The organism is Treponema bryantii (assembly GCF_900113965.1).
In the GTDB taxonomy this organism is placed as follows: Bacteria; Spirochaetota; Spirochaetia; order Treponematales; family Treponemataceae; genus Treponema_D; species Treponema_D bryantii_A.
Genome location: NZ_FORI01000001.1, coordinates 228,837 through 254,004, shown reverse-complemented (window position 1 = coordinate 254,004; position 25,168 = coordinate 228,837). Strand labels below are relative to the sequence as shown.

Genomic DNA, 25,168 nt, shown 5'->3' with positions numbered 1-25,168 from the left:
ACCGGATTTGGAGTTCACGCTTTTATCAAGAACTATAATCGTCGTCATTGCGAGCACGAAGTGCGTGGCAATCCATTGTAGATTGCTTCGTCGCTATGCTCCTCGCAATGACGGTAAATTACTTAATATTCTGATAATAATTTACCTTTACAGTTGTAGCTGGAGCCTTGTCGATTGAGTTAGAAACTGTAACTTTCTTACCGAATACATCTTTTACGAGTTTCTTGTAATCATTTACAGAGAAGTTCTTCATAGCCCAAGTGTCTGTAGGAAGTCCAACGTAGTTTACAGAAAGATCTGATCCTGAAACGAGACCGAGGTTAGCAATCTTTCCAGAGTATTCGTCCCACTTTCCAGCCTGAACAGCAGAAAGAGCAGCGTTTACTGTTGCAGAAAGACCCTTCATAGCAGAAGTTACACACATACCGTCAGCATACTTGTTAATCTGTGCAGTCTGATCAACGTCTACACCAATTACCTTTCCACCAACTTTTGCAGCAGCTTCACAAGCAGAAGACCAGATAGCTCCACCACAAGCGAATACAACTTCTACACCACGGTTCTTGTACCAAGCGTCCATAGAAGCTGTGATTGTCTGGTCACCGTAGAACTGTCCACCGTATACATATTCGATTGTTACTTTGTCAGCAATCTTGAGTTCTTCAGCAGCCTTGTTAGCACCCTGAACGAATCCGTATCCGTAGCGAACTACAGCTGGAACAGCCATACCACCGAGGAATCCAAGGTGACGATATCCTTCTTTTACTGCAGCATAACCTGCGAAGAATCCAGGAATCTCTTCCTGATAAACTGCACAGAATACGTTAGCTGGAACAGCAATACCACCGAGGTCGCCTTCACCAATATCAAGTCCGATGAATTTTGCATCATCATAATCTTTAGCTACCTTTCCGATTGCTTCACCAAAAAGATAACCTGGGAGAACGATTACATTGTAACCATCCTGATAAGCAGCATCGATTGAAGCAACGCGGTCTGCGTTTGAATCTCCAGCTGGTTTGTAGTACTGAAACTCAAGTCCGTTAGCTTCTGCGTAATCTTTACAAGCCTGGTAAGTTGTCTGATTGAATGACTGGTCTGTAATATCTCCAGAGTCAGTTACCATAGCGATTTTGATAGAAGACTTTTTTGCCTTCTTTGCCTTAGCAGCAAAAGTAGATGAGCAAACAAGTGCCATCATCATTGCAATAGCAATAAGCTTTTTCATTTAGTATTTCCTCCAAATAAATGATAGTGCCACTATTATAAAACATTGCATTATAAGTATCTACTAAAAAATACTATTCCTCACGATGGTTGAGTAGCCCGAAGGGCGAATCGAAACCATAATTATAAATTTGACTTTTAATTAATTAGATATAAAATTTCCCTATGGCAGAAAAGAAATCTATTTTACAGACTCTCCAGGACTTTACACAGAAACTGGAAGAATTTTCACAGCACAACGGTGTCCGCATTCCACAGGAAGATTCAGAATCTCAAAAACTTACACGACTTCAGAATCACATTAATCAGCAGGAAGAAGAAAAGCGGTCTTTGCTTCGTACACAGTTTCAGGAATTCATTTTGCCAAAAACTCAGTATATAGAAAAAGATGAAGAAGATTTAATGAAGGCTTATGATTTGTTTTGTCAGATAAAAGATTTGAATGAAAAATCTGGTGATAGACAGACTCATCTGAAAAGCTTTGCTCTTACAAGTCCTCTGTGCCACAAATCAGAATACACCGCAGAAGGAAATCCCCGTTTTGCCCTTCTGCGTTTGTGGTTTCTTACAACTAAAAATGATGCTCAGTTTGTGCCAGAGATTACCGAAGACTCTAACGGCTCTGTTGCCCTTGAGTTTACAGACCTGGACCTCTGGCAGCCAACCTCGTTCGAAAAAGAAATTATGCAGGCTTTTTCTTTCTAAGCCAGAGAAATGCTCCAACGCAGATAAGTGCTGAGAGAAGACTTCCGAGTGGTGCGGCGCAGCCCATTGGGAAGAGGGTTTCCGGCCAGAGCTTTGAAGCGAGCCAGGCGCCTGGGATTCTTATGGCGATAATCGAAATTACGTTGTGAATGAACGAGATGATTGATTTTCCCATTGCACAGAAGTAGCCGCTGAAACAGAAGTGAATGGCTGCGAGTACACAGTCGGTTACGTAGGATTTAAGATACTGGGTGCCAAGGACTACGACAATTTCTTCGCGGGTGAAAAGTTTAATTACCGGGTACGAGATAAACTGGAAGGCAACGGCAAAAACCGCGCCGATTCCAACTGCGATGGCGGTGCCGGCGTAGAGGGTGTGGCGCGCGCGGTCGTGGTATCCTGCTCCGATATTCTGGGCCGCGATCGCGCTGATGCTTGAAAGCATGCTCGAAGGAATAAGGAACAGGAAGCAGATAATTTTTTCTACAATGCCGACTGCAGCCGCAACATCAACACCGCGACGGTTTGCAATTACGGTAATTACCATAAAAGAAATCTGAATAAAGCCGTCCTGGCAGGCAACCGGTACACCAATTTTTAAGATTGCACCGAGCGCTTCCTGCTGGAGCTTGAAATCTTCTTTTGTAAGACGCAGAGATTTTGAGCGGACAATCGCAATCAAACTGATGATGACGCTCACTGCCTGAGCAATTACTGTGGCAATTGCAGCACCTTCAGCCTTCATGCCAAGCACGCCCATAAAAATATAATCAAGAATAATATTGAGAGTACAGGCGATGATTACAAAAATCATCGGGCTTTTTGAGTCGCCCATGCCTCGGAAAATCGAAGCAATTACATTATAGGCAACAATAAATGGAATTCCGATAAAACAGATTCGAAGGTAAAGGATTGTCTGCTCAAGGCTTTCCGGTGGAGTCTGAATAAGATTTACGATTCCACGGCAAGCAAATAGAAGAATTACGGTAACGACAGCTGAAAAAATCAGGAAGAAAGTAACTGTATTACCAATGATTTTAGAAGTACGTTTTGAGTCTTTGGCACCAACTGCCTGTCCAATCAAAACTGTACCGCCCATCGCAAGTCCAACGATAATTACCGTGAACATGTGCATTACCTGACTTCCGATGGACACCGCAGAAATTACGTCAGCGCCATTAAACTGGCCGGCAAGAAAAAGGTCTGCCATGCCGTAAAGAGTCTGTAAAAAATATGAAAGAAGATATGGTAAAGAAAAAACGACGATGTTTTTGAGGATTGATCCCTCGGTTAGATTTTTTGTCATAAGGATTATTATAATGAAAAATTCACGTCATTGCGAGGAGCCCGACAGGGCGACGTGGCAATACGAATGGTCAAGGCACGCTTCGCTTAAAGCCTTGACTCATTCGTTTTGAGGCTTGAAATTGTATTATCAAGCCTCAATCTATGTAGCATGGATTGCTTCGCTTCGCTCGCAATGACGTAGTTTAGAACAAGCGCATTAAATCTTCAATGGTCTCGCGACGGCGGATAAGCTTTACGCTGCCATCTTTGCAGATGAGAACTTCTGCAGGACGTGGGCGGCTGTTGTAGGTTGAACACATGCTCCAACCATAAGCTCCAGTATCGAGAACACAGGCAAGGTCGCCACGCTGCATTTCAGGAAGCTGGCGGTCCTTAGCAAGAAGGTCACCACTTTCGCAGATATTTCCAGTTACTGTCTGTTCCATCAGATTGTCGCGTGCAACAACTTTTCCATCGCGGATAACTTCAATGTCGTGCCAGCTGTCGTACATACTTGGACGAACAAGCACGTTCATACCGATATCTGTTCCGGCAAAAGTTTTTCCGTTGTTGTGTTTTACTGCATGAACTCGGCCAAGAATTACGCTGCCTTCTGCAACACAGAAACGTCCTGGCTCAGACTTGAACAGAACAGGCTTTCCATATTTTGCAACAAAGTCATCGAGAATCGGTTCAAGACGCTTCTTAAAATCTTCCATTGGGAAAACAGCTTCGTCATCCAGCTTGTGATATGGAATACCATAACCACCGCCGAAATCAACAAATTCAAGATCCTTAAACTGAAGTGCAATGCGAAGCAGGTTTGTAACTGCATCGAGGTAAGGCTGAGGGTCCATAAAGAGTGAACCAATGTGCTGGTTGATTCCAGCAATAGTCAAATCATACTTCTTGGCAATTTCAAAAATCTGAGGAATGAACTCTTCAGAAATTCCAAACTTAGTTTTCTTACCGCCGGTAACAACCTTTTCATGATGACCAGCACCAACACCAGGATTGATGCGCACTGCAACCTTACCGCCCTTATTCAACGAGCCGTAAAGTTCGAGCTGAGCAAGTGAGTCACAGCTTGTCATAATTCCGTTATCAATTGCAAACTGCATTTCTTCTGCACTTACATTGTTTGGAACAAAGAAAATGCGGTCGGTTGGGAAGCCTGCCTTAAGCAGCATCTGGATTTCTCCAACACTCATAGCATCACAGTTGTTGCCTTCTTCAAGAGCAAGCTTAAGGATGTGAATGTTTGTATTTGCCTTTACAGAATAGTTTGCAGTGTACTTATACTTTGTAATTACCTTAGCTACAGCGTCCATACGGTTACGGAGAATGTTCTCGTTGTAAACGTATAATGGAGTACCAAACTCCTGAGCAAGCTTTTCCGGGTCATTGCCCTCGAAAAAGTTTGATTGTTCTATAAATGAATTCATAGTTCTTCCTTAATTAGCCGTCATTGCGAGCGTAGCGAAGCAATCCATGCTACATAGATTGCCACGTCGCCCTGGCGGGCTCCTCGCAATGACGATGATCTTTTACTACAACAGATGAGCTCTAATCTCTTCACCGCTCAGTGGGCTCAGGTAAGCTGGTGCAACATCAAATACTGTCTTACAGCCTGTCTGGCCTTCCTTGTTCATTCTGTAAACTGCGCGGGCGTAAGCAACGAGAACACTTGAAGTAAATGCAGGGTTTGAGTCGAGCTTGAGGCTGTACTCAATTACGTTGTTGAATTCGTTGTCCCAGCCAGTTTTTCCAGAACGGATTACAAAGCCACCGTGTGGAATACCAGAGTGGTTCTTCTTCAATTCTTCTTCGCTGATGAAGTGAACTGTTGTGTCGTAATCAGCAAAGTAGTTTGGCATCTCTTTGATTTCTTTTTCAATGCGAGCCTTATCAGCTCCTTCTTCTGCTACAACAAAACATTCACGAGTATGCTTCTGGCGAGTAGTCAAATCTGGATTGCTTCCAGAACGAACTGCATCCAAAGCAGCCTGTACTGGAATTGTGTACTGCTTGCCATCCTTTACACCTTCAATGCGGCGGATAGCATCTGAGTGTCCCTGTGAAACTCCCTTGCCCCAGAAAGTGTAATCCTTTCCGTTTGGAAGAATGCAGTTAGCATAAAGACGGTTCAAGCTGAAAAGTCCCGGGTCCCAACCACAGCTGATAAGTGCTGTATGCTTAAAGTCCTTTGCAACTTTGTCTACATTTGCAAAGTGTTCTGGGATTTTTGCGTGTGTATCAAAACTATCAATTACATTGAAATATTTAGCATATTCAGGAGTCTGTTTTGGAAGGTCTGTTGCAGAACCACCACAGATGATAAGAACATCAACTTCGTCCTTGTGTTTTTCAACATCAGAAACGTTATAAACAGGAACACCTTCAGTCAGGATTTTTACAGTTGAAGGATCACGACGTGTGAATACAGCAGTCAATTCACAATCTGGATTCTGCTTTACTGCAGCCTCAACACCTCTACCAAGGTTACCATAACCTAAAATACCGATTTTCATAAATACCTCACTTGGTGGTTCCGACCCCTTCGACAGGCTCAGGGACCACAACCACCGATTACGCTAAAAGCGTTATTTTATCTTTTAATGCCTCTTTCATTACTTCGACCAGATTTTTCTGACCTGAGTAAAGACATGTATTATGCTCATCATCTGTAAGTTCGCCGGTAAGCACATAAGCTGAATCAGTTATAAAACGAATCTGACCTTCATCAACTTTTGTGTTGTAAACCTTTGCACCCTTAATCGAATAGTCCTGAGTAAGCAGAACAATTTTCTTTCCTTCTGAAACAAGACGTTTAAGGTCCTCTTCAAAATCTTTAACAATCTGAGCAGGTGCCATCAGATAAAGACGAAGTTCAGTTTTGGAAAGCATCTCACGCATTTTATTGCGGATATTTTTTGCACCAACAATTGTGATATAGCCTTCTGACTCAATAACCTTCTGAGGTCCATGCTTTTCCAGATACTCAGCAGATTTTTTGAGTTCTGCAATTTTGTTTGATGTAAAGTTTTTGATTTCAACAGGGCGGTACTTTGTAGATTCACCCTGAACAAGATATGCTGCCCCCTTTTCAACAAGAGCATTTAGTGCAGCATAAACATTTGAGCGGGAAAAACCGGTATCCTTAGCAACCTCGTAACCGGTCATATCACCATGATTTAAAAGTGCAGCATAAATTGAGGCTTCCTGTCTTGTAAGAGAGAACTCTGTAAGAATGTCGATAATCTTTGTTTCAGCCATATCAAAACCTCGAATCAGTTATCCCGCATCGTTGCGTCATTAGTAGTATTATTTAGAACTACTTACGACAATATACAAAGAATTTCTGATAATGTCAAATTTATAATTGATTAACCGGTGAAAAGATGTATGATTAAGTAAATCGATTAACTATTTTTTTGTAAAAACGAGGAAAAAATGACACCAACCGAACCTGCGAAAATTACAGATAAAAAATATCGCTTTGACAATTTTGATGATGGCCAGGTGCTCCCTGGAAACGTAAAGAACCGCCTTCCCGCAATGGGCTGGAACAGCTGGAATGCTTTCGGAAGCGGCAACACAGAAGCACTCACAAAAATCATGGCCGACAAAATCATTGAACTTGGTCTCGATAAACTTGGATATAAATATCTTGTTCTTGATGATGGCTGCTATAAATCTGAGCGCGAGGACGGCAAGCTTGCAAATGAACCTGTAAAATTTCCAAACGGCTTCCGCGCTCTTTCTGACTATGTTCACGCTCGCGGACTTAAGTTTGGAATGTACAATGATATTGGAACAAACCTCTGTGCCGGAGCTGCAGTAGGAACCTGCGGTTTTGAAAAGACAGATGCTAAATCTTACATTGACTGGGGAGTAGATTTCCTCAAAATTGATAACTGTTATTACCTTTGGGATAATGCAACTTTTTCAAATCCTGAGAACGCAAAGTACGTTTTTGCCCCAAATTTGAAAGAAATTCAGTTAAAAAAAGGCGAATTTTCGATTTTACTCAGCGCTGATAAGGGAATTTTGACAGGTCGTGGTGCTTCCATAAAAGATGGCTATGCCACAGGAATCGGAACTTTTGACGGTACAAATACCGGAACAACTCCTGTTGGAGCAATGAGCAGCGAGCTTGTTTTTGAGATTGAAGTACCTGAGGCCGGCGAGTACGAGTTGACAGTAAACTACGCAACTTCCCGCCAAAACGGATGCGGAGAATGGCTGCAAGTGGCAGCGGGGGTTGCTTCGGACGATAATGAGAACTCAACTATTTTCTTTGATAATCTCCTTCCGGCAACAGAAACTCCGGAAACTTTCATGGCTTCCGAACCAATCAAAATTACACTTCAGGCCGGCCGCAACAAAATCCGTCTTATGAACCATCGACGACAGGAGAATACACTCTGCTCATATGCAGCAATGCTCGAAGGACTCAACGAAGCAAAACCGGATCACGGCGTTCTTCTTTCCCTCTGCGAATGGGGAAAAACTCAGCCTCAGAACTGGGGCTATAAAGTTGGTAACTCATGGCGAATCTTAAATGACATTACCTTCCGCGTGGGCTCAGACGGTAACCCTGGCTTCGGCAACTGGACAGACCCCGGAACTCCAAGCGTAACTTCACAGTACAACAAAGCCGTTATAATGGACGAATTTTCCGGACTCAACAAAGGCTGGAACGACCCCGACATGATGATGGTGGGAATGAACGGAATGACCACTCAGATGAGCCAGACCCATTTTACAATGTGGTGTATGATGAACTCTCCTTTGATGCTCGGCCTCGATCTTCGTCGTGTTCAAAAAGGTGATGAACTTTACAATATAATTGCAAACCGCGACCTCATCGCTCTCAACCAGGATGCGCTTGGTATTCAGGCAAAACGTATTTTCACAACTGCTGCAATGCCTGAAACCCTCGACGTCGCAGACCGAACACCGGACCGCGCCTACATCACCGACTGCGATCGTGTAGACATTCTTGCAAAGCCACTTGCAGACGGCTCTCTCGCTCTCTCCTTCTTCAACCTGAGTCAGGAGAAAAAGTGTGGCGACTTTGCGGTTGATACTGCATTGATTAAAAAATACCTGGGTGACAAGTTGCCGGAAGGCTTCTACGGGGCAGACGGCACGGCAAACTCCGGTGCCGGACGCTACGCTTTCAAGAATCTCTGGACAGGCGAAACCGGTATTTTTGAAAACGGCCGCTTTGGTGTTTCAGAAATCGAAGGCTGTGGCAACATTACTTTGAAGATTTCCCCAGCCGCACCGGTAGAAGGCTAGTTTATGGAAGAAGAGGAGATCTCGGTTGGCGAGTTTGTGAGCCGGTTGTTTGAGTTGAGATTTCGCACTGCTGCGGTAAAACCCGCACAGTCCGCTACGGAAGATATTCTGCGCTACGGCCATTATCGCGGATGGCTGGAAGACCAGGACGAACGCTACCCCAATGCAACGCTCAACCGCCAGACAGCCGCCCGCATAATCCATCAGTTCCTTAAATTGGAATGCAACGTCCCAGATCTCGCTGACATCGCCCCAGCCCTCCGCCTCCGCGACCTGTACAACTGCCGCGCGTGTGCCGAACACATAGCCCAGGTCTATACACGCGGCATAATAAAAGAGGAGTCCGATTTCTCAGACTCCTCTAATAATCCTGTGTTATTGTTTAATCACCTGGCTCCAGTCACAAAAACCGAAGCTCAGAAAATCCTAGAACAACTTCTTAAGCTGATTGCCTAATTCCTTTTTAGCATCTTCCGTTGCTTTCTTGGTTGCTTCATCAGCCTTACCCTTCAACTGCTTCTCAGCTTCCGCACGTTTTTGAGTAAGCTGCTTTTCATAACCGTTTGCAGTATTTACAGAACCGGTAAGCTTATTCTTAATTTCATCCAAAGAACCAAACTGTCCAAGTGCTCCACCGCTTGCTTCGTTAATCTTCTTAGTAAGTTCAGCCTTAAGATTTTCTTTAATACCTGCAAGCTGAGCTTCCATTTCCTTCTTCAAAGAATTAAGAACCTGAACATCTGCATCAGAATCAAGAAGCATCTTAAGACCGCCAGACATTGTAAAGCCGCTTGTAATATTTGCGCGAACCGTATTAATACGGCCCATTACATTTGAATAAATCTTAGAAGCATACTCAGGTTCAAACGGAACAGTAGCAATCTTCAAATCTGTAAGAAGCCCCTTTCCTGTAAGCTCAAAGCCTTCATCATCAAAAATCTTAAGCACTGCATCAACGGCACACTTTGCATCGAACGAAGGAACTCCAGGATACTCACCAAACTTTTCTGCAGGAATAAGCAGAGGAATATTCTTGAGACCATAATCAGCGCGGATCAGCGGCTCTTTTGTATCTGTTCTAAAATCAACAACAAGCTTTGCAGTATGCTTTAAGCCCATAAGGTCCATATTAAAATCAATCTTTGCCGGCTTATTAATGATATCCTGATTACTTGAAATATCTGTTGCCTGAGCAAAGAAGTTTGGACCAGAGCCTGCCATCTTCTTAATCCACAAAGCCGGAACCTTATCCTGACGGTAGAAAATATCACGGCCAGGTGCACGTTTAACTGTATACTTTTCCTTCTTCTCTTTCTGAGCTTTTTCTTCCTTAGGCTTTCCACCCTGCTTTGCTTTCAAATCAAGAAGATAGTTCACACCCTTAGTAGCATAAGGATAATATTTTCCAAGCACATCGCAGGCTACATTTTCAAACATTCCGCTTATGAGTTTTGTTCCATCAGAAATATTAAGCGATTTAATTTTGTTGATTTCTGAGTTCGCAAAATTCATATCGTGAGTTACGGCATTCTGAACTGTCTTTCTAAGTCCATCAGCTTCTGCTATATCTGCATTAAAGCTCTTGAGAACTCCGTTGGCATCGTTCTTTACCTTATCAATATTTTTATAAGTAGAATCCAGATTTTCAATGAACTCTTTTATCTTAAGAGGATTATTCTGAACTGAATTAAAGTCAAAGTTTACAATATCGTTTACAGATTTCTGAAGATCATCAACAGTCTTCTGGACTTCTGCCGGTTTTGCCTGCCACTTTGCAACAATCTGTGGAACCTGTTCCTGCACCTGTTTTGAAACTGCCGGTGTCTGAAGCTGAGCCGCAAAGTTCTGCATCAAAGTTTCAGGATTAAGCTGATTAAAAAGTCCGGTTATATTGCTTTCCAGAGAAGATGCTGCCGTTGCTTTTTTCTCTGCAATCAGTTTTCCAAGGCCTGATTCTGAAGCTTTCTTTTCTGCCTTAGCCTTGCCTTTCTGAATATTCTTTACCTTCTTAGGTGGAAGCTCTCCCGAGGTCTTTCTTTCTGTTCCGCTGTTTACATCGAGCACAGAAAGTTCATCTGCAACAAAGCGTTTTCTCAAAAGCTGATTCAAATCAAAATCAATTGTGATTGAGCCAATATCTACAAGATTTTTCATATAATCATTTTTATTGGCAATCTCAATTTTGCGAACCTTGAGTGAAGAATCCAGCAACTTAAAATCAACCTTTTCAATATCACATTTTGCTTCAAAAATATTTTCACAGACTACGGTAATAGCCTTTTTGATAATCACATTTTTGAAGGTAATAAAGCAGACTGGAATAGCAGCAATGAACGCAATGGTAACTAAAAGAGGAACCCAGTTTACGCGCCCCTTCTGGCTTTTAATCTGCTTTGCAAGAGCCTTAAGTCTCTTCATATCCTTTTTTGCAAGCTGCTCTGCCTTTTCCGGCGGAATTGCAAAAATTGGAGTCTGCTTTGAGCCTTTTTTCTCAACTTCTGTAAAAAGTCCTTTTACGTATTTTTTATCTTCTGGAACATAAAGCTTTTTATAAATCTTTTTCTCAAGCTTTTTTGCTGTATATTTCTTTCTGAAAAGTGATGGTATTTTTTTCATGATATTGCCCCCTTAGTCCTTCTTAGCAGCAAGTGCCGCAATCTTTTTAATAAGAGGAACCTTCGAAATTGCAACAATAAACTTTGTTTTTCGAAGAACCGGAACAATCTTATTTCTGATAAGCCATACCAGAAGTCTGGCAATTACATAAAGTGGAATATAAAGCGCAAGGCCACACAAAAGTGAACCTGAAGCAATTGTATTATTGAACTTTGTGAAGCCTACAAACGGAATGTCTAAAAGCCATGCAAAGGTTGATTCAAGGGCCGGTAAGGTAAGGAACCAGTAGCCCACCTGATCAAACAGCGGGTCAAACAAGGGTGCCAGTAAAGAAAAGCCCAGTGTACTGAGCACTAAAGCACCTTTGTTTATTCTCATAAAAAGAACAAAAACAGTTATGATATACCAGAAAATGTTGTTTTTTGGTAAGAATCCAAGCAGCATTCCCAGACAAACGGCATGAGCAATTTCGCCAGGATGTGAATTGCTGTTCAATGCCTTTAACAGTTTAACAATGAACTTAAGCATAAAAAACTCCGACTTTCAAATGTTAATTACATTTTAACAGAAAGGTCGGAGTTTGCAAGAATAAAAACTTTATATTCCGTTACTTAGCGTCTCTCTGAGAGAGTGCAAATTTAACTACACGGAAACCAACATCATCATAAACTCTGGTTACAGGAGCAACATCTTTAGAAACTACAGTAACACCTTCTGCTGCTTTTCTGTAGCTTCCGCCGCGGATAATACGACGCTGAATACTGCTTGACCATGCTGTATAACACCATTCCCAGGCATTACCATTCATGTCATACATTCCAAAGCCGTTTGCTTCTTTTGTCATAACATCCTGCATTTTTCCATCTGAGTTTCCTGAATACCATGCAACTGCATCTGGTGAATCTGCAGAAACGTTATAAAGATTTGCCCATGCTGCTGATGAAGGATCTCCACCGCGTGCAGCAAATTCCCATTCAGCTTCTGTAGGAAGTCTGTAGCCGTCTGCATTTGGATCGATAATTGCATTTTCTGCTTTACCTTCACCATCTTTTGCAGTATCAGCTTCTTTCAAAACTGCACCGTTGTACTTGTAAACAGGAGTAAGTCCGTCTTTTTCACTGGCTGCATTACACCATACAATTGCATCACGCCAGCTAATCATTGTTACTGGAAGATTTGAACCTGTTGGAGCAGCTCCATCTTTTCCTGTGTTTCCTTCGCGTCCAGGATTAGCGAATTTGTAACCATTGCCAGTTGCCCAACTATAAACTTCATACCAGCGGGCATAAGTTGTTTCTGTCTGAGCAATATAGAATGCCATCAAATCTACAGGTTCTTCTGCAGATGCCTTCGAAAATGCTGAATCTCTTTCAGCAGTTGGATCGACTACAACCTCAATAAGATTCTTTGAGAAGCCGTCCCTTGATACATAAATTACACGTTTTTTAGATTCTGTTGAGGCAGTTGCCTTTGGCTTAGATGCGCATCCAGTAACCATTAATGCTGCAAGTAAAGCCGAAATTGAAAGAATTGCTAATTTCTTCATTTTGATAACTCCTTGGTTTAGAACCTATAATAATTTTACCACGGATTTTAACACCCTGCCATTTAAAAAGTGTTACCTCAAATTTGTTACAAATAATAATTTTTTTATTTGCCTGATAAACAAAGCCCTTCTATAATTTATATAAATTACAGAGTAAATTTCAGGAGTTTCCTATGGATCCAAAAGCACTTTTTTCTCTTTCTTACGGCGTTTTTATTCTCGGCTCGCATGACAATACAAAAATTAATGCCTGTGTAACAAATACCTGTATGCAGGTGGCAGCTAATCCTACCCGCATTGCAATCACTGTAATCAATCAGAATTACACCTGTGGTCAAATTAAAGAGTGTGGCACCTTTGCACTTTCTGTACTCGATAAATCTGTTACCTTCCCAACTATCGAACATTTTGGCTTTCACAGTGGCCGCGATACAGATAAATTCGCCAGTTTCCCTTACTCTCTGGATGCAAACGGAAATCCTTATCTTAATGATCAGATTTGCGCTTTATTCACTTGCAAAGTTATAAGTTCAACTGACCTTGGAACTCACACTCTCTTTGTTGCAGAAATAGAAGATTCAAAAGTGATGAGCGACAAGGCACCACTTACTTATGCAGATTATCACAAAGATATAAAACCAAAGCCGGGGGCAGAAAAAATGGAAGATTCAGGAAAGAAGATTGTTGGCTGGAGATGTAAAATCTGTGGTTATGAATATGAAGGAGCTGAACTCCCTTCTGATTTTGAATGCCCGATTTGTGGCCATCCTGCAGAAGATTTTGAACCAATTTACGAGAGCTGATTTTCGTAAATTCGTATAAATATCCTCATATTAAAATATACAACTCTAATATATTTTTCTTATAGTAAATTCTCAAATCTCGTGTACACTTTTAGGTGAAAATCAGCCGTTTTGGCTCGTAATCAGGAGATTATATGATTTATTATGTTGATTGTAGCGCCGCTGCAGGCGGAGATGGTTCAGAAAACAAACCTTTTAATAAAATTCAGCAGGCAGCAGATATTGCTGTTGCAGGTGATGAAGTAATTGTTTCACCGGGTCTTTATCGTGAATATGTTGATCCTAAAAATGCAGGAGAAGAAGGTAAGCCTGTTGTTTACCGTTCGGCTAAGCCCCGCGGTGCACATATCACTGGAGCAGAAGAACTTAAGGGCTGGACAAAGGTAGAAGGAACTGTTTATACAGCCCGCGTTTCAAATAAGATTTTTGGTGACTATAATCCTTACACAACTCTTGTAAGCGGCGACTGGTTTATCGCTTATTTTATTGCTCATACCGGAGATGTTTATCTCAACGGAAAATCAATGTACGAAGTTCAGTCTCTTGATGAAGTAAAGAAAGCTGAACCAAGTGTTTCTGCATGGGACACAGAGTTTTCCCGCTATAAATGGTATGCCGAGCAGGATTCTTCTACAGACGAAACAGTTTTCTATGCAAACTTCTTAGGAAGAGACCCTTCAAAAGATAATATTGAAATCAGCGTTCGCAGAAACGGCTTCTATCCTTCTAAAGAAGGCGTAGGCTATATTACCCTCAGCGGCTTTGTTGTTTCTCAGGCTGCAACTCAGTGGGCTCCTCCAACTGCTTATCAGGAAGGTATGGTTGGTCCTCACTGGTCTAAAGGCTGGATTATTGAAGACTGCGAAATCTATGAATCAAAATGCTCTGGAATCTCTCTTGGAAAATATCTTCAGCCAGAAAACGACAACAAATGGCTCAAGACAAAATATAAGGACGGAACTCAGACTGAACGTGATTGTATCTGCCAGGCTCAGGTTGAAGGCTGGAACAAGGAGAACATTGGTTCCCACATTGTTCGTCATTGTGATATTCATGACTGTGGTCAAACCGGTATTGTAGGTCACCTTGGCGGAGTTTTCTCTCTGATTGAAGATAACCACATTCACCACATCAATAACAAGCAGAATCTTGCTGGTGCTGAAATTGGCGGAATCAAAATGCATGCTGCAATTGACTGTATTTACCGCCGTAACCATATTCATCACTGTACACGCGGTATCTGGCTGGACTGGCAGGCTCAGGGAACCCGCGTAACTCAGAACTTCTTCCATGATAATATTCCGCCACAGAAAGACGGACGTGAAATAAAGGCCGAAATTGCAGAAGATCTCTTTATTGAAGTTTCTCACGGACCAACTCTTGTAGACAACAACATCTTCCTTTCACCTCGTGCGCTTAAACTTGCTACTCAGGGTGTTGCTCTTGTTCACAATATTGTTGCCGGAAGCTTTACTGCAGTTGGACGCGGCTGTAACAATGGTGCACCAAATCGCCCTTCTCCACGCTATACTCCATATCACATGAAACACAGAACAGAAGTTGCCGGATTTATGACAATTCTTCATGGTGACTGTAAGTTCTACAACAATATCTTCATTCAAAAGCCAATTTGTGCTGAATTTGCTGCACGTATGCTTGCAAATGCACATAACGACTGGGATGATTCAAACTTTGTAGTTGGAACTGCTCCTTACAATAACTATCCTACTTTTGAAGAATGGAAGGCTGGTTTTGAAGGCTATTGCGGAATGGGTTCAGTAACTACAGATCGTTATTACAGTGAACTTCCTGTCTGGGCTGGCGGAAACCTTTATTTCAACGGTGCAAAGCCTATGTCTAAAGAAGCTGATGCTTGTGTTAATACTACAGACAAAGTTGAAATCAGTTATGAAGAAAAGAACGGAAAAATCTGGCTTAAGACAAATCTTTATGATTTTGTAAGCTCAAAATGTAAGCTTATGAAGACTGAAGATATTGCTCCAGCCTTTGAGCCGGAACAGAATTATGAAAATCCAGACGGAAGCCCTATCATTTTTGATACAGACTTCTTTGGAAAAAAACGCGGCGAAAAGCCTGTTGCAGGACCTTTCGCCGACGGAAGTGAAATTAAGGACAGCCTGTTTTAATATGGATTGCTTCGTCGCTGCGCTCCTCGCAATGACGTCATTGCGAGCGTAGCGAAGCAATCCATTGTTACCTACATAGCTGTATAACCGCCATCAACTGGCAAAATAACACCTGTAACATAGCTCGAAGCCGGGCTGGCAAGGAAGAGTGCTGCTGTATCAAGCTCACCTTCGTTGCCGTAACGGCTGAGAGGAATCATAGTCTGAGCATTCTGCTGGAAGAAATCTGAATCCAGAGTTTCTTTTGTAAGCGGGCTGTAGAAATAGCCCGGGCAGATTGCATTTACATTTACGTTGTACTTACCCCATTCAGCCGCAAGACCACGAGTCATGTTTACAACACCACCCTTAGCAGCATGGTAAGGTGAACATGGCGCAACCTTATTTCCAACAAGACCATACATAGAAGCAATGTTGATGATTCGACCATATTTTGCAGGAATCATTGCTTTTTTAGCAATAGCACGAGCCATGCGGAAAGAACCGAACATATCAATATTGATTTCATTGTAGAACTGATCATCTGTAATGTCCTCTGCAGGAGCAACAGCACCAGTTCCGGCATTGTTGATAAGAATGTCGATGCGGCCAAATTTTGCCATGATTTCATCAACAACAGCGTTTACGCGGTCTGTATCTGTAATATCACACTGAATACCAACAGCTTCAACCTTATATGTATCTGCAATTTCTTTAGCAACTGCATCAATCAACTCTTTACGGCGTGCAATAGCAACAATTTTTGCTCCCTGATTAGCAAGAGCCTTAGCCATCTGAACACCAAGACCTGTAGAACAACCGGTTACAACAGCAACCTGACCAGTTAAATCAAAATAATTTTTCATAAAAAAATACTCCTTTTATAATAGACGGTGGTTGAGCTTGTCGAAACCACATTTATAATATACTAAATTTATTTGAAATCGGGAAGTTAGTTTTCACTAACTAAGTATTATTTTGTCATTTCGTAGAAAATAATACTTGAAGCCTGTGCTACGTTCAGACTGTCTACAAGACTTTCGGCTGCACCGTCAGACATGCCGCCCCATGGAATAATAACCAGCTCGTCACAGTTTTTACGTACAGCATCACTAATTCCATGCTCTTCGTTTCCAAGAACTACGAGAATCGGCTTTTTGCGGGCTTCTGCAGTACTCAAATAGCTAACCTGCTTTTTTGCTCCCAAATCAGTTCCTACACGAAGCATCTTTCCCGAGAGGGCTTCCAACAACCTCACGCTCGACTGCACACTGTAAATATTTACGTATTCCATTCCACCTTCGGCCACGCGGTAACTACTAGTCGTAATCGAGCTCTGTGCCTCGTCCAAAGGAATCACAATGTTCTTAATACCAAAGAACGCCGCGCTCCTCACAATCGCACCGAAGTTGTTCGCGTTTCCGATTCGGTCCAGCAATACAGCACTTTCGCCGCGCTCACACCACCCATCCGTAATATCAGAATCCAGCGGCTCAATCTGAGGTGCCTCAATCATAGCGACAACCCCCTGATGATGCACCGTGCCACTCAATTTTTCGAGGTCTGCCGCCGGCTTCTGATTATATATACCATGTACCTTCGCAAGCTTTTTGCACAACCCGCCGAATTTAGGAGCAACCTCTTCTGTAAAATAAAGGCGGGTAATCTTCTCCGGATGATTTTTCTCAAGCTTTTTAACAGTCGCAAAACCGCAGACTGCAAGCTCATTATTTTTCTTGTTCTTCATAAGACTAATATACACAAATAAAACTAAAATTGATATATTAAAAATAGTATCACTTTCTATCTATACAGGTGTTATATTTATAAGAGGTATGATAATGAAAAAACTAATTACAACATTCTTCCTTACATTATTTGCTGCCAGTGTGTTTGCTTTACCAAATCTTCTTTCAAAGGAACAGTATGGCGCAGATGCAATAGACAATCTTACTGTAAAACTTTCTTATGAAGAGCTCCAGATTAAAGAAACTCTGGACTCAACCAGTATAGATGTTGAAATCTACTGTAATTATAAAAAATATGCGCCAGAGGTAAGTGTTACTGGTTCTACCCTTTATATTGAGGGTCCAAATAACTCCTTTAACTTTTTCTCAAAACCAACAGGACTTTCGTGCACAGTAATTGTTTACGTTCCTCCAAAAAAAGACTTTGATGAAATTGTGCTGGATGTATCAAGCGGTGAAATTCAAATCACACGCACACTTTCTGCAAAATCAGAAATTAAAATCCGTTCAATAAGTGGAGACATTATTTCTCAACAGGGCCTTTTTGCAGACAGTGTTTCACTCAGTTGTACAAGTGGAGAAATAGACGCATATAATATTGATGCAGATGATTTGACAGCTCGCTCAACAAGCGGAGACATTACAATCAAAAAATTTACCGGCGAAAAGGGTATCATTGAATCAACCAGTGGTGAAATCAAGGTTGATGATTTTGCCTGTGAATATGCAGATTTTGGCTCAACAAGTGGCGAAATCAGCGTAAAGAAATTAGACTGCGATTATTTTGATGCCGAAAACACAAGCGGCGGAATCTCTCTCGAACTTATCAACGCCCCAATCGCTTCTTCTTCAGTAAAATGCTCAAGCGGCGACATTGAACTCTACGTTCCAATGCGCGCAAAGTTCACCGTAGAAGCTTCATGCTCTTCCGGCACCTTCCGCGACAAGTTCAACAACAACCGCATGAACCCCCGCGACAACTACCGCATGGACTACAACGGCGGCGGTGCAACCATCAAACTCCGCACCTCTTCCGGCGACATCACACTTGATTACTAATTTATAACTGATAAAAAAAAAGACTGCCGAGAAATCGACAGTCTTTTTCTTATAACTCTAATTTAATATTTTCAAGATTTATTTCTTCACACTGATATTAAACGTAATAGTTTGATCTTTTTTATTATCTGGTTTCTGATATGTATAAGTTACTGTTTTTCGGTCACATGCTTTTACTGTAAAAATGTATTTTGAATTATTCTTATAATCAGAATTAAGGAATTCGTCCTTATCTGTCATATCGGTTACACAAAGATAAACTGTTCCGCTTGTCATGGTAAAGTCTGTTACGAAGGTTCGCATACCTTTTTCTGTTGTTCCGCTTTTTTTATCTGTAAGCTCAAACTTCAAACCTGGATATGTTATAAGAATATAATCATCATTTTCCTGTATAACTGTCTGGCCTACATCATCCATTGTAGGATTAAGAACGGCCCCAATAAAAGCAGACATAACAGATTCTGTTTTTCCAGCAAGTGCAGCACGATCAAGAAGCGCAGATTCTTTTGTTGCAGAGTTCACACAAGTGTATTTAATTGAATTCCCATTTGTTTCATAATCAATTCTGTACTGATTTCCTTCTTCGAAATTTGCAATTAAAGTATTAGAAACCATAGCATACTGGCTTCCACTATTAAAAATTACATTTACAGTATGAACACCAGGTTTAAGACGGAAAATCTGTTCCTGTTTTGGTGAAAATTTTGCCTTAAATCCTTTAACTGGAGCTGGATACATATTAAGCGAATAATCAGCGCCTTTATCAATTCCAGTAATAATTAAGTTAGGTCCAACAGTAATTTCAACTGATGTTTCAGATTCTTCTCCAATTGGATAAAATCCCTGATCCAAAAGGCCTGTACCTCCTCCTATAGACGCACAAGATACAAACAAAAATGGCAGAGCAATTACCATTGCCAAAACTTTTTTTTTCATTTTTAAGATTTCTCCTTTTTGTTATTATTTTCTGTCACGAATATAACATATAAAAATAAATAAAAAAAGACTACCTTTCTTGACAGTTTTTTGGTTAATTCAAAGGTATTTCAGCCTACTAATTTTGAAAAAATGATAATTTAGTAGGCTGGAAGTTCATATGTACATGGAGTTTTATCTCGTTTCGGCCTACAGAAATTGGGAAATTACGTTTTTAGTAGGCTCAAATTGATGATTTTTATTCTATTGTGATGAAACAATTGTCTATTTTTCTTCATTTCAGCCTACTAAAATTGCAAAAAGCTATATTTAGTGGGCTGAATCAGGAAATATATTTTGAATTCCTATATTTTCAAGCCTACTATTTTTATTAAATTTCAATTTTAGTAGGCTGTATTTACATTTTTCCATAAAAAAAGACTGCCGATTGCTCGACAGTCGTTATATAAAATCCGTAGGTCGGCAAGCACAGCTTGCCTCTGAGCCGTTCTTTCGATAATCCTAAACTGGCCCGCTGTCGCAGCCCAGTTTTTAACGGATTTTCGATTTTAGGCTTATCCCCATGGATTTTCAGTAGGGTATCTAACTCCCTTAGGCTGGTTGTAGCCAATCTCTTCTACTGGTACACCAATGTACTTGAATACTTCGAAGAGTTCCTTGCCAAAGTGGCCGAATGCAACGGCACCGTGGTGTGGGAAGTTCTTTTCGATGAGTACGTGGCGGTAGAAGCGGCCCATTTCTGGGATTGCGAAAATACCGATACCACCGAATGAGCGTGTAGCAACTGGGAGAACTTCACCCTGTGCAATGTATGCGCGGAGAATGTTGTCTGCAGTTGACTGCAAGCGGTAGAATGTGATAGGACCAGGAACGATATCTCCTTCCAGAGTTCCGTTTGTTACTTCGATTGGAAGAGCGCGTGCCATAATCAGCTGGTACTTCATTTCGCAGAATGAAAGCTTTGTAGAAGCTGTGTTTCCGCAGTGGAAGCCCATGAATGTATCTTTGATTGTGTAAGTTCCGTGCTTACCCTTGATGTCTTCATCATAGATATCCTGTGGAACAGTGTTGTTGATGTCGAGGAGAGTAACTGTATCGTTAGAAACAACAGTACCGATGAACTCAGAGAGACATCCGTAGATATCTACTTCACAAGATACAGGAATACCCATCTTTGTAAGGCGGCTATTTACATAGCAAGGAACGAATCCGAACTGTGTCTGGAATGCAGGCCAGCATTTACCAGCAATTGCAACGAACTCACGGTATCCGCGGTGAGCTTCAACCCAGTCGAGCAATGTGATTTCATACTGAGCAAGCTTCTCGAGAACTTCAGGCTTCTTGTTACCAGCGCCGAGTTCCTTAGCCATATCAGCAGCAACTTCCTTAATACGAGCGTCGCCAGCGTGCTTGTTGAATGATTCGAACAAGTCAAGCTCAGAGTTCTCTTCAATTTCAACACCAATGTTGTAAAGCTGTTTAATAGGTGCGTTACAAGCAAGGAAGTTGAGTGGACGTGGTCCGAAAGAAATAATCTTGAGGTGATTCAAAGCATAAACTGCCTTTGCAACTGGTGCAAATTCGTGAATCATATCTGCACACTGTTCAGCAGTTCCTACTGGATATTCAGGAATATAAGCCTTGATATTGCGGAGCTTGAGGTTGTAAGAAGCGTTGAGCATACCACAGTAAGCATCTCCACGACCCTGGATAAGTCCGCCGTCCTTAGAAGTCTCTTCTGCAGCAGCACAGAACATCTTTGGACCTTCAAAGTGCTTAGCAAGCAAAGTCTCAGAAATCTCTGGACCAAAGTTACCAAGGTAAACACAAAGAGCGTTACAACCGTTCTTCTTGATGTCTTCCAAAGCCTGGCACATGTGGATTTCTGATTCTACGATACAAATTGGACATTCGTAGATTTCATCTGCACCATACTTTTTTGTATATGCAGCAACAAGAGCCTTTCTGCGGTTTACAGCGAGAGACTCTGGGAAACAGTCGCGGCTAACAGCCACAATACCGATCTTAATTTTTGGTTTGTTGTTAATCATTTTATTATACTCCTATAAAATTATTACTATTTTATTTTGCCTTTGCGATGTCGATATTAATTCCCGACAATCCTACAAAAGCGCCCTGCTTTGCTTCACTTGAATCCGGATGAGCAATGAGCCACTTGTTGCGTGCCCAAAGCAATTTATCTTCGAAATCAATTTCTTTAATAGCAGGTTTTTCTGTATTTGTATCTTTTGGAAGAACAATAATTACGCGGAAACCTTCCTTAGAAACTTCGCCATTCTTTACAGCAGTACATGGTGCATAGTGAAGAGTTGTTTCATAAACCTGAACAACAGTTCCCTTTGGAACGTAGAAAGCTTCAACAGCAGAAGTGTTGAGTTTTCCATTTTTTACAGACTGAAGAGGTGCGAGAAGAAGAACAATGTCATTAGAAGGAATGTTGAGTTCTGAACCACGGTGCCATTCAAGACAATTGAGCTTTGTGTTGTTACCGTTGCAGTAACCAATCTGAATTGGCATTCCACCGTAAGCATTGTCACTGAACTCTTTTGCAATTGGAAGACTTTCCAATCCTGCATCACCCGGCTCATAAATTACAGCATTGTCAGGCTTTTTAGTTGTGTCGTCCAGTTTTTTGAGAAGGTCTGTTACATCATAACCTGTAAGAACCTTTCCATACTTTTCAAAACTGTGACTGAAAACAGATTTGATTCGCATTTTTTATACTCCTATAAAAACGTTTAACCAGATAATTCGCACCTATCTCTCACGCACAAAAAATCCGAAGAAACGCTCATGATATTGTATCACGAGTGTATAAATATTTCATCATTTAAAGTAGTAAAATTTTGTTAATTATAGCAAATTTCGGCAACCGGTTGCCTTACGAAAACGTTGTATTTAGAGATTCCTACAATTTCTAAGAATATTCCCCGCTATTATATTTTTCTGATTCAAACCATAATATTAAGCATGAAAAGATTATTCGAAAGCTACAAAGATTATTTTAGAGTTGGTGCTGCAATCAGCGGAATCATTTTGATGAGTGATGAGGAGAAGGCTGCGCATTTTGAGCAGATGAAGGCTCGTTATGAAGAGTTCAAAAAGAACTTTAAGCCTACTCCAGAGTTTCCGGAGTTCAAGTTTCCTGAGCCAAAACCTTTCCCTGCTGGACGCATGCCGGACTATGAGCTTGCAGCCAGTCAGTTTAATCTCGTAGTTGCTGAAAACGAATGTAAGATGGGCTCAATTTACCATATGGGTCCGGACGGTAAACCGGTTTTTGATTTTGCAGCTGCAGACCGCCTCCGTGATTTTGCTAAGAAAAACGGACAGGATATGCGCTGGCACACCCTCGTATGGCACAACCAGTCGCCTCAGTGGATTTTTAAGGATGAAAAAGGCGAAAAGGTAAGTAAAGAGGTTCTCGAAGAACGCCTTAAGAATTACATTTTCACCGTTGGTGAACGCTACCGCGACGACATCTGCTCGGTAGACGTTGTAAACGAATGTATTTCCGACAAGAACTTTATCCTCCGCGACGGTGCAGACCGTTCTCAGTGGTTCGACATTCTTGGTCCTGAATATGTTGATAAGGCCTTTTTCTGGGCAAAGGAAGCTTTCCCTAAATCAAGCCTTGTAATCAACGACTATAATCTTGAGATTGTTCCAGGCAAGCGCCAGGGTATGTATGACCTCGTAAAGGGCATGAAAGAACGCGGAGTTCCTGTAGATACTGTTGGTCTTCAGATGCACATCAACATTGAATATCCACCGGTAAGCGAAATTGAAAAAACAATCGAGCTATACGGCAGCCTTGGTCTTAATGTAATCGTAACAGAAATGGAAATTTCTATGTACGCAGACAAAGAGCAGAACGAAGGAAAGTTTGAACCTCGCAAGGAATACACCCCAGAGCTCCTGGCAAAACAGGCAGAACGCTACGAAGAAATCTTCGAGTGCTTCAAAAAAGAGGCCAAAGCCGGCATCCTCAAAGACGTTGTCCTCTGGGGCATCACCGACCGCATGAGCTGGAAAAACGGCTTCCCAGTCCCAGGCCGCACCGACGCTCCTCTCCTCTTCGACGGCGAAGGAAAACCAAAGGTTGCCTTTGACAGATTGTGTAAAGACTAAATATATGAGGAGGCCTCGCCTCCTCTTTTTTTATAGGTTCTGCAAAATCGCCGGGATAATCGAAGCATCCAAAATCTCAAAAGCAAAACATTTCTTTCCTAAATCCTTCAGGCTTGCACCAATATGATAAAGAATCTTGTTATCAATAATCATAAAGCGGTCATGCATTTTTGTTGTATAGTTCAAAGTTAGTTTCGGATATTGGACATTAAAGTTCTGAATATCCTGTGCTGTAAGCTTTGTCTTCGGATCAGTATAAATCGTAACGTTTACTCCCTTCTGCCTTTTTGCAAGCCGTTGAAGAACCGACAAATCAACATAACCGTCAATTAAAACTATTTCCTTCTTAGCAGCCTGAATAAATGATTCAAACTTTGCATAAGCATCAAAAATCTGTCCCTGAAAGAAAATACCCTGAGTGTCCTTTACATTGTACTTATCCATTAGTGTAAAGAGCTGGTCAATTTTCTTGTCAGATTCATTAAGGTGTATATCGGTTTCAATCTGATGATGTCGTATAGATTTTAGTTCAGCAAAGATTTCTGAATTACTCTGAACAAAATGCCGCATGGAAACGAAAGCCTTCATTATTTGTATACTAACCTGAACCGCAGTATCACTTTTAAGAACAGCCGAAAGCATTGCACAACCTTGTTCTGTGAATACATATGGAAGTTTTCTTGTACCACCTTCTTGTCCTGAAAAAATATTATTCCGTGATGTCACAAATTGTGACTTCACGGAATCTATTTCTTCTCGTGAAAGTTGAAACATAAACTCTTGTGGAAACCGTTGAATATTACGTTTTACAGCTTGATTCAAGACTTTTGTTTCCACACCATAGAGTTCCGCAATATCGCGGTCAATCATGACCTGCACGCCGCGAATAACAAAGATTTTCTTTTCGATTTGTAAATTTGAAATTTCGTTTTCCATACCATCCATCCGTGAGAAAATGATTTTCAGCGCCAGTCCAACTTCAGACCTGAATTGTGGTAAAATAAAACGAAGATAAAATAGATATACAATAATAACCGCACATACTAATAAATGCTAATTAATTGTTGGAAGTTGTCTTCTGTGCAGCAGATTTTACATTTATAATTTAATGAATATTTATTCAGATGGCAAATAGTTTATATGCGTTTTTCTATTATATCTTTAAAAACCTATCCTTTAGTCATATAATTAAAACAAGAGGTAAAATTATATGGCAAACATAAAAGACGGCCTTAGTGCTGCAACAAAAGAATTAAGTGCATTCAAAAAGTTTATTTCACGCGGAAACGTAATTGATATGGCAGTCGGTGTAATCATCGGCGGCGCCTTCGGTAAAATCGTAACCAGTCTTGTAAACGACATTATCATGCCGCTCATCGGCCTTGCTTTGGGCAAAATCGACTTTGCAAGCCTTATGTTCAAAATCGGCGAAACCGAAATAAAATACGGTGCCTTCATTCAGACAGTCGTAGACTTCCTGATTGTCGCTTTCTGTATTTTCGTTGTAATCCAGATTTTCGAAAAATTTAAAAAGAAGGAAGCCGAAAAACCAGAAGAACCACCTGCAATCGTTAAATCTGATGAAGCCATTCTCCTTGAAGAAATCCGAGATTTGTTAAAGAATAAATAAATTGATTTTCCTGCAATACTGCAATT

At 41.3% G+C, this 25,168-nt stretch carries 22 protein-coding genes; 8 read left to right on the top strand and 14 right to left on the bottom strand.

The window, feature by feature from the left end; genetic code table 11:
• Nucleotides 1-118: 118 nt before the first annotated feature.
• Nucleotides 119-1,228 (bottom strand): BMP family lipoprotein, encoded by a 1,110-nt coding sequence (locus BM161_RS01130; protein WP_074929842.1) that lies wholly within the window; start codon nucleotides 1,226-1,228, stop codon nucleotides 119-121.
• Between the two features lie 164 nt (nucleotides 1,229-1,392).
• Here BM161_RS01130 and BM161_RS01125 point away from each other — a divergent pair, with 164 nt between their 5' ends.
• Nucleotides 1,393-1,932 (top strand): hypothetical protein, encoded by a 540-nt coding sequence (locus tag BM161_RS01125; protein ID WP_074929841.1) that lies wholly within the window; start codon nucleotides 1,393-1,395, stop codon nucleotides 1,930-1,932.
• Here the strand turns inward: BM161_RS01125 and BM161_RS01120 are convergent.
• The 4 genes from BM161_RS01120 to BM161_RS01105 form a co-directional block, all read right to left on the bottom strand.
• Nucleotides 1,910-3,238 carry an MATE family efflux transporter gene (locus BM161_RS01120; protein WP_074929840.1) on the bottom strand — a complete coding sequence of 443 codons (1,329 nt, stop codon included), beginning with the start codon at nucleotides 3,236-3,238 and terminating at the stop codon, nucleotides 1,910-1,912. The two genes, BM161_RS01125 and BM161_RS01120, sit on opposite strands and share 23 nt — an antisense overlap.
• A 184-nt stretch (nucleotides 3,239-3,422) precedes the next feature.
• Nucleotides 3,423-4,664, bottom strand: coding sequence for a diaminopimelate decarboxylase (lysA, locus tag BM161_RS01115; RefSeq protein ID WP_074929839.1), 1,242 nt, complete (start codon nucleotides 4,662-4,664; stop codon nucleotides 3,423-3,425).
• Nucleotides 4,665-4,769: 105 nt separating this feature from the next.
• On the bottom strand, nucleotides 4,770-5,750 hold the full coding sequence (locus BM161_RS01110) for a diaminopimelate dehydrogenase (RefSeq protein WP_074929838.1): 981 nt from the start codon (nucleotides 5,748-5,750) through the stop codon (nucleotides 4,770-4,772).
• A gap of 58 nt (nucleotides 5,751-5,808) precedes the next feature.
• A complete protein-coding gene (locus tag BM161_RS01105) occupies nucleotides 5,809-6,495 on the bottom strand; it encodes a TrmB family transcriptional regulator (protein ID WP_074929837.1) in 687 nt (228 codons plus the stop codon).
• 177 nt (nucleotides 6,496-6,672) lie between these two features.
• Between BM161_RS01105 and BM161_RS01100 the strand changes: the two genes are divergently transcribed.
• Together BM161_RS01100 and BM161_RS01095 are read left to right on the top strand one after the other, a co-directional pair.
• Nucleotides 6,673-8,526, top strand: a complete 1,854-nt coding sequence (locus tag BM161_RS01100; RefSeq protein ID WP_074929836.1) for an alpha-galactosidase — start codon at nucleotides 6,673-6,675, stop codon at nucleotides 8,524-8,526.
• 3 nt (nucleotides 8,527-8,529) lie between these two features.
• Nucleotides 8,530-8,982 carry a hypothetical protein gene (locus BM161_RS01095; protein ID WP_074929835.1) on the top strand — a complete coding sequence of 151 codons (453 nt, stop codon included), beginning with the start codon at nucleotides 8,530-8,532 and terminating at the stop codon, nucleotides 8,980-8,982.
• On the opposite strand, the gene BM161_RS01090 is transcribed toward BM161_RS01095, so the two are convergent.
• The 3 genes from BM161_RS01090 to BM161_RS01080 all read right to left on the bottom strand — a co-directional run bounded on the left by BM161_RS01090 (nucleotide 8,953) and on the right by BM161_RS01080 (nucleotide 12,688).
• Nucleotides 8,953-11,142, bottom strand: coding sequence for a TIGR03545 family protein (locus BM161_RS01090; protein WP_074929834.1), 2,190 nt, complete (start codon nucleotides 11,140-11,142; stop codon nucleotides 8,953-8,955). The two genes, BM161_RS01095 and BM161_RS01090, sit on opposite strands and share 30 nt — an antisense overlap.
• Before the next feature lie 12 nt (nucleotides 11,143-11,154).
• Nucleotides 11,155-11,670: a TIGR03546 family protein gene (locus tag BM161_RS01085; RefSeq protein ID WP_074929833.1), complete on the bottom strand. Its 516-nt coding sequence runs from the start codon at nucleotides 11,668-11,670 to the stop codon at nucleotides 11,155-11,157.
• Between the two features lie 79 nt (nucleotides 11,671-11,749).
• Entirely contained in the window at nucleotides 11,750-12,688 is a 939-nt protein-coding gene (locus BM161_RS01080; protein WP_074929832.1) for a formylglycine-generating enzyme family protein, read from the bottom strand.
• Between the two features lie 173 nt (nucleotides 12,689-12,861).
• Between BM161_RS01080 and BM161_RS01075 the strand changes: the two genes are divergently transcribed.
• The gene (locus tag BM161_RS01075) at nucleotides 12,862-13,491 is read left to right on the top strand and encodes a flavin reductase (RefSeq protein ID WP_074929831.1); all 630 of its coding nucleotides are present in this window, start codon (nucleotides 12,862-12,864) and stop codon (nucleotides 13,489-13,491) included.
• Between the two features lie 134 nt (nucleotides 13,492-13,625).
• Nucleotides 13,626-15,638, top strand: coding sequence for a right-handed parallel beta-helix repeat-containing protein (locus BM161_RS01070; RefSeq protein ID WP_074929830.1), 2,013 nt, complete (start codon nucleotides 13,626-13,628; stop codon nucleotides 15,636-15,638).
• A gap of 71 nt (nucleotides 15,639-15,709) precedes the next feature.
• On the opposite strand, the gene BM161_RS01065 is transcribed toward BM161_RS01070, so the two are convergent.
• Nucleotides 15,710-16,483 carry an SDR family oxidoreductase gene (locus BM161_RS01065; protein WP_074929829.1) on the bottom strand — a complete coding sequence of 258 codons (774 nt, stop codon included), beginning with the start codon at nucleotides 16,481-16,483 and terminating at the stop codon, nucleotides 15,710-15,712.
• A gap of 107 nt (nucleotides 16,484-16,590) precedes the next feature.
• Entirely contained in the window at nucleotides 16,591-17,364 is a 774-nt protein-coding gene (locus BM161_RS01060; RefSeq protein WP_074929828.1) for a TrmH family RNA methyltransferase, read from the bottom strand.
• A 94-nt stretch (nucleotides 17,365-17,458) separates the two neighbouring features.
• On the opposite strand from BM161_RS01060, the gene BM161_RS01055 reads away from it, so the two are divergent.
• Nucleotides 17,459-18,424 (top strand): DUF4097 family beta strand repeat-containing protein, encoded by a 966-nt coding sequence (locus BM161_RS01055; protein WP_074929827.1) that lies wholly within the window; start codon nucleotides 17,459-17,461, stop codon nucleotides 18,422-18,424.
• 78 nt (nucleotides 18,425-18,502) lie between these two features.
• Here the strand turns inward: BM161_RS01055 and BM161_RS01050 are convergent, their stop codons facing one another.
• The 3 genes from BM161_RS01050 to BM161_RS01040 form a co-directional block, all read right to left on the bottom strand.
• Nucleotides 18,503-19,360: a hypothetical protein gene (locus tag BM161_RS01050; protein WP_074929826.1), complete on the bottom strand. Its 858-nt coding sequence runs from the start codon at nucleotides 19,358-19,360 to the stop codon at nucleotides 18,503-18,505.
• Nucleotides 19,361-19,914: 554 nt separating this feature from the next.
• Nucleotides 19,915-21,411, bottom strand: a complete 1,497-nt coding sequence (locus tag BM161_RS01045; RefSeq protein WP_218150234.1) for an L-fucose/L-arabinose isomerase family protein — start codon at nucleotides 21,409-21,411, stop codon at nucleotides 19,915-19,917.
• A gap of 31 nt (nucleotides 21,412-21,442) precedes the next feature.
• Entirely contained in the window at nucleotides 21,443-22,096 is a 654-nt protein-coding gene (locus BM161_RS01040; RefSeq protein WP_074929825.1) for a DUF4867 family protein, read from the bottom strand.
• A gap of 255 nt (nucleotides 22,097-22,351) precedes the next feature.
• Here BM161_RS01040 and BM161_RS01035 point away from each other — a divergent pair, with 255 nt between their 5' ends.
• Nucleotides 22,352-23,512: an endo-1,4-beta-xylanase gene (locus BM161_RS01035; RefSeq protein WP_074929824.1), complete on the top strand. Its 1,161-nt coding sequence runs from the start codon at nucleotides 22,352-22,354 to the stop codon at nucleotides 23,510-23,512.
• 30 nt (nucleotides 23,513-23,542) lie between these two features.
• Here BM161_RS01035 and BM161_RS01030 read toward each other — a convergent pair whose 3' ends face one another.
• On the bottom strand, nucleotides 23,543-24,448 hold the full coding sequence (locus BM161_RS01030; RefSeq protein WP_083425620.1) for an ORF6N domain-containing protein: 906 nt from the start codon (nucleotides 24,446-24,448) through the stop codon (nucleotides 23,543-23,545).
• 274 nt (nucleotides 24,449-24,722) lie between these two features.
• On the opposite strand from BM161_RS01030, the gene mscL reads away from it, so the two are divergent.
• Complete coding sequence (mscL, locus tag BM161_RS01025; RefSeq protein WP_074929822.1) at nucleotides 24,723-25,142, top strand: large-conductance mechanosensitive channel protein MscL; 420 nt, start codon at nucleotides 24,723-24,725, stop codon at nucleotides 25,140-25,142.
• Nucleotides 25,143-25,168 lie beyond the last annotated feature (26 nt).

Excerpts from the sequence above, each read along its gene's own strand:
- BM161_RS01130 (WP_074929842.1), bottom strand. The coding sequence starts at position 1,228 with ATGAAAAAGCTTATTGCTATTGCAATGATGATGGCACTTGTTTGCTCA.
- BM161_RS01125 (WP_074929841.1), top strand. The coding sequence starts at position 1,393 with ATGGCAGAAAAGAAATCTATTTTACAGACTCTCCAGGACTTTACACAG.
- BM161_RS01120 (WP_074929840.1), bottom strand. The coding sequence starts at position 3,238 with ATGACAAAAAATCTAACCGAGGGATCAATCCTCAAAAACATCGTCGTT.
- lysA (WP_074929839.1), bottom strand. The coding sequence starts at position 4,664 with ATGAATTCATTTATAGAACAATCAAACTTTTTCGAGGGCAATGACCCG.
- BM161_RS01110 (WP_074929838.1), bottom strand. The coding sequence starts at position 5,750 with ATGAAAATCGGTATTTTAGGTTATGGTAACCTTGGTAGAGGTGTTGAG.
- BM161_RS01105 (WP_074929837.1), bottom strand. The coding sequence starts at position 6,495 with ATGGCTGAAACAAAGATTATCGACATTCTTACAGAGTTCTCTCTTACA.
- BM161_RS01100 (WP_074929836.1), top strand. The coding sequence starts at position 6,673 with ATGACACCAACCGAACCTGCGAAAATTACAGATAAAAAATATCGCTTT.
- BM161_RS01095 (WP_074929835.1), top strand. The coding sequence starts at position 8,530 with ATGGAAGAAGAGGAGATCTCGGTTGGCGAGTTTGTGAGCCGGTTGTTT.
- BM161_RS01090 (WP_074929834.1), bottom strand. The coding sequence starts at position 11,142 with ATGAAAAAAATACCATCACTTTTCAGAAAGAAATATACAGCAAAAAAG.
- BM161_RS01085 (WP_074929833.1), bottom strand. The coding sequence starts at position 11,670 with ATGCTTAAGTTCATTGTTAAACTGTTAAAGGCATTGAACAGCAATTCA.
- BM161_RS01080 (WP_074929832.1), bottom strand. The coding sequence starts at position 12,688 with ATGAAGAAATTAGCAATTCTTTCAATTTCGGCTTTACTTGCAGCATTA.
- BM161_RS01075 (WP_074929831.1), top strand. The coding sequence starts at position 12,862 with ATGGATCCAAAAGCACTTTTTTCTCTTTCTTACGGCGTTTTTATTCTC.
- BM161_RS01070 (WP_074929830.1), top strand. The coding sequence starts at position 13,626 with ATGATTTATTATGTTGATTGTAGCGCCGCTGCAGGCGGAGATGGTTCA.
- BM161_RS01065 (WP_074929829.1), bottom strand. The coding sequence starts at position 16,483 with ATGAAAAATTATTTTGATTTAACTGGTCAGGTTGCTGTTGTAACCGGT.
- BM161_RS01060 (WP_074929828.1), bottom strand. The coding sequence starts at position 17,364 with ATGAAGAACAAGAAAAATAATGAGCTTGCAGTCTGCGGTTTTGCGACT.
- BM161_RS01055 (WP_074929827.1), top strand. The coding sequence starts at position 17,459 with ATGAAAAAACTAATTACAACATTCTTCCTTACATTATTTGCTGCCAGT.
- BM161_RS01050 (WP_074929826.1), bottom strand. The coding sequence starts at position 19,360 with ATGAAAAAAAAAGTTTTGGCAATGGTAATTGCTCTGCCATTTTTGTTT.
- BM161_RS01045 (WP_218150234.1), bottom strand. The coding sequence starts at position 21,411 with ATGATTAACAACAAACCAAAAATTAAGATCGGTATTGTGGCTGTTAGC.
- BM161_RS01040 (WP_074929825.1), bottom strand. The coding sequence starts at position 22,096 with ATGCGAATCAAATCTGTTTTCAGTCACAGTTTTGAAAAGTATGGAAAG.
- BM161_RS01035 (WP_074929824.1), top strand. The coding sequence starts at position 22,352 with ATGAAAAGATTATTCGAAAGCTACAAAGATTATTTTAGAGTTGGTGCT.
- BM161_RS01030 (WP_083425620.1), bottom strand. The coding sequence starts at position 24,448 with ATGGAAAACGAAATTTCAAATTTACAAATCGAAAAGAAAATCTTTGTT.
- mscL (WP_074929822.1), top strand. The coding sequence starts at position 24,723 with ATGGCAAACATAAAAGACGGCCTTAGTGCTGCAACAAAAGAATTAAGT.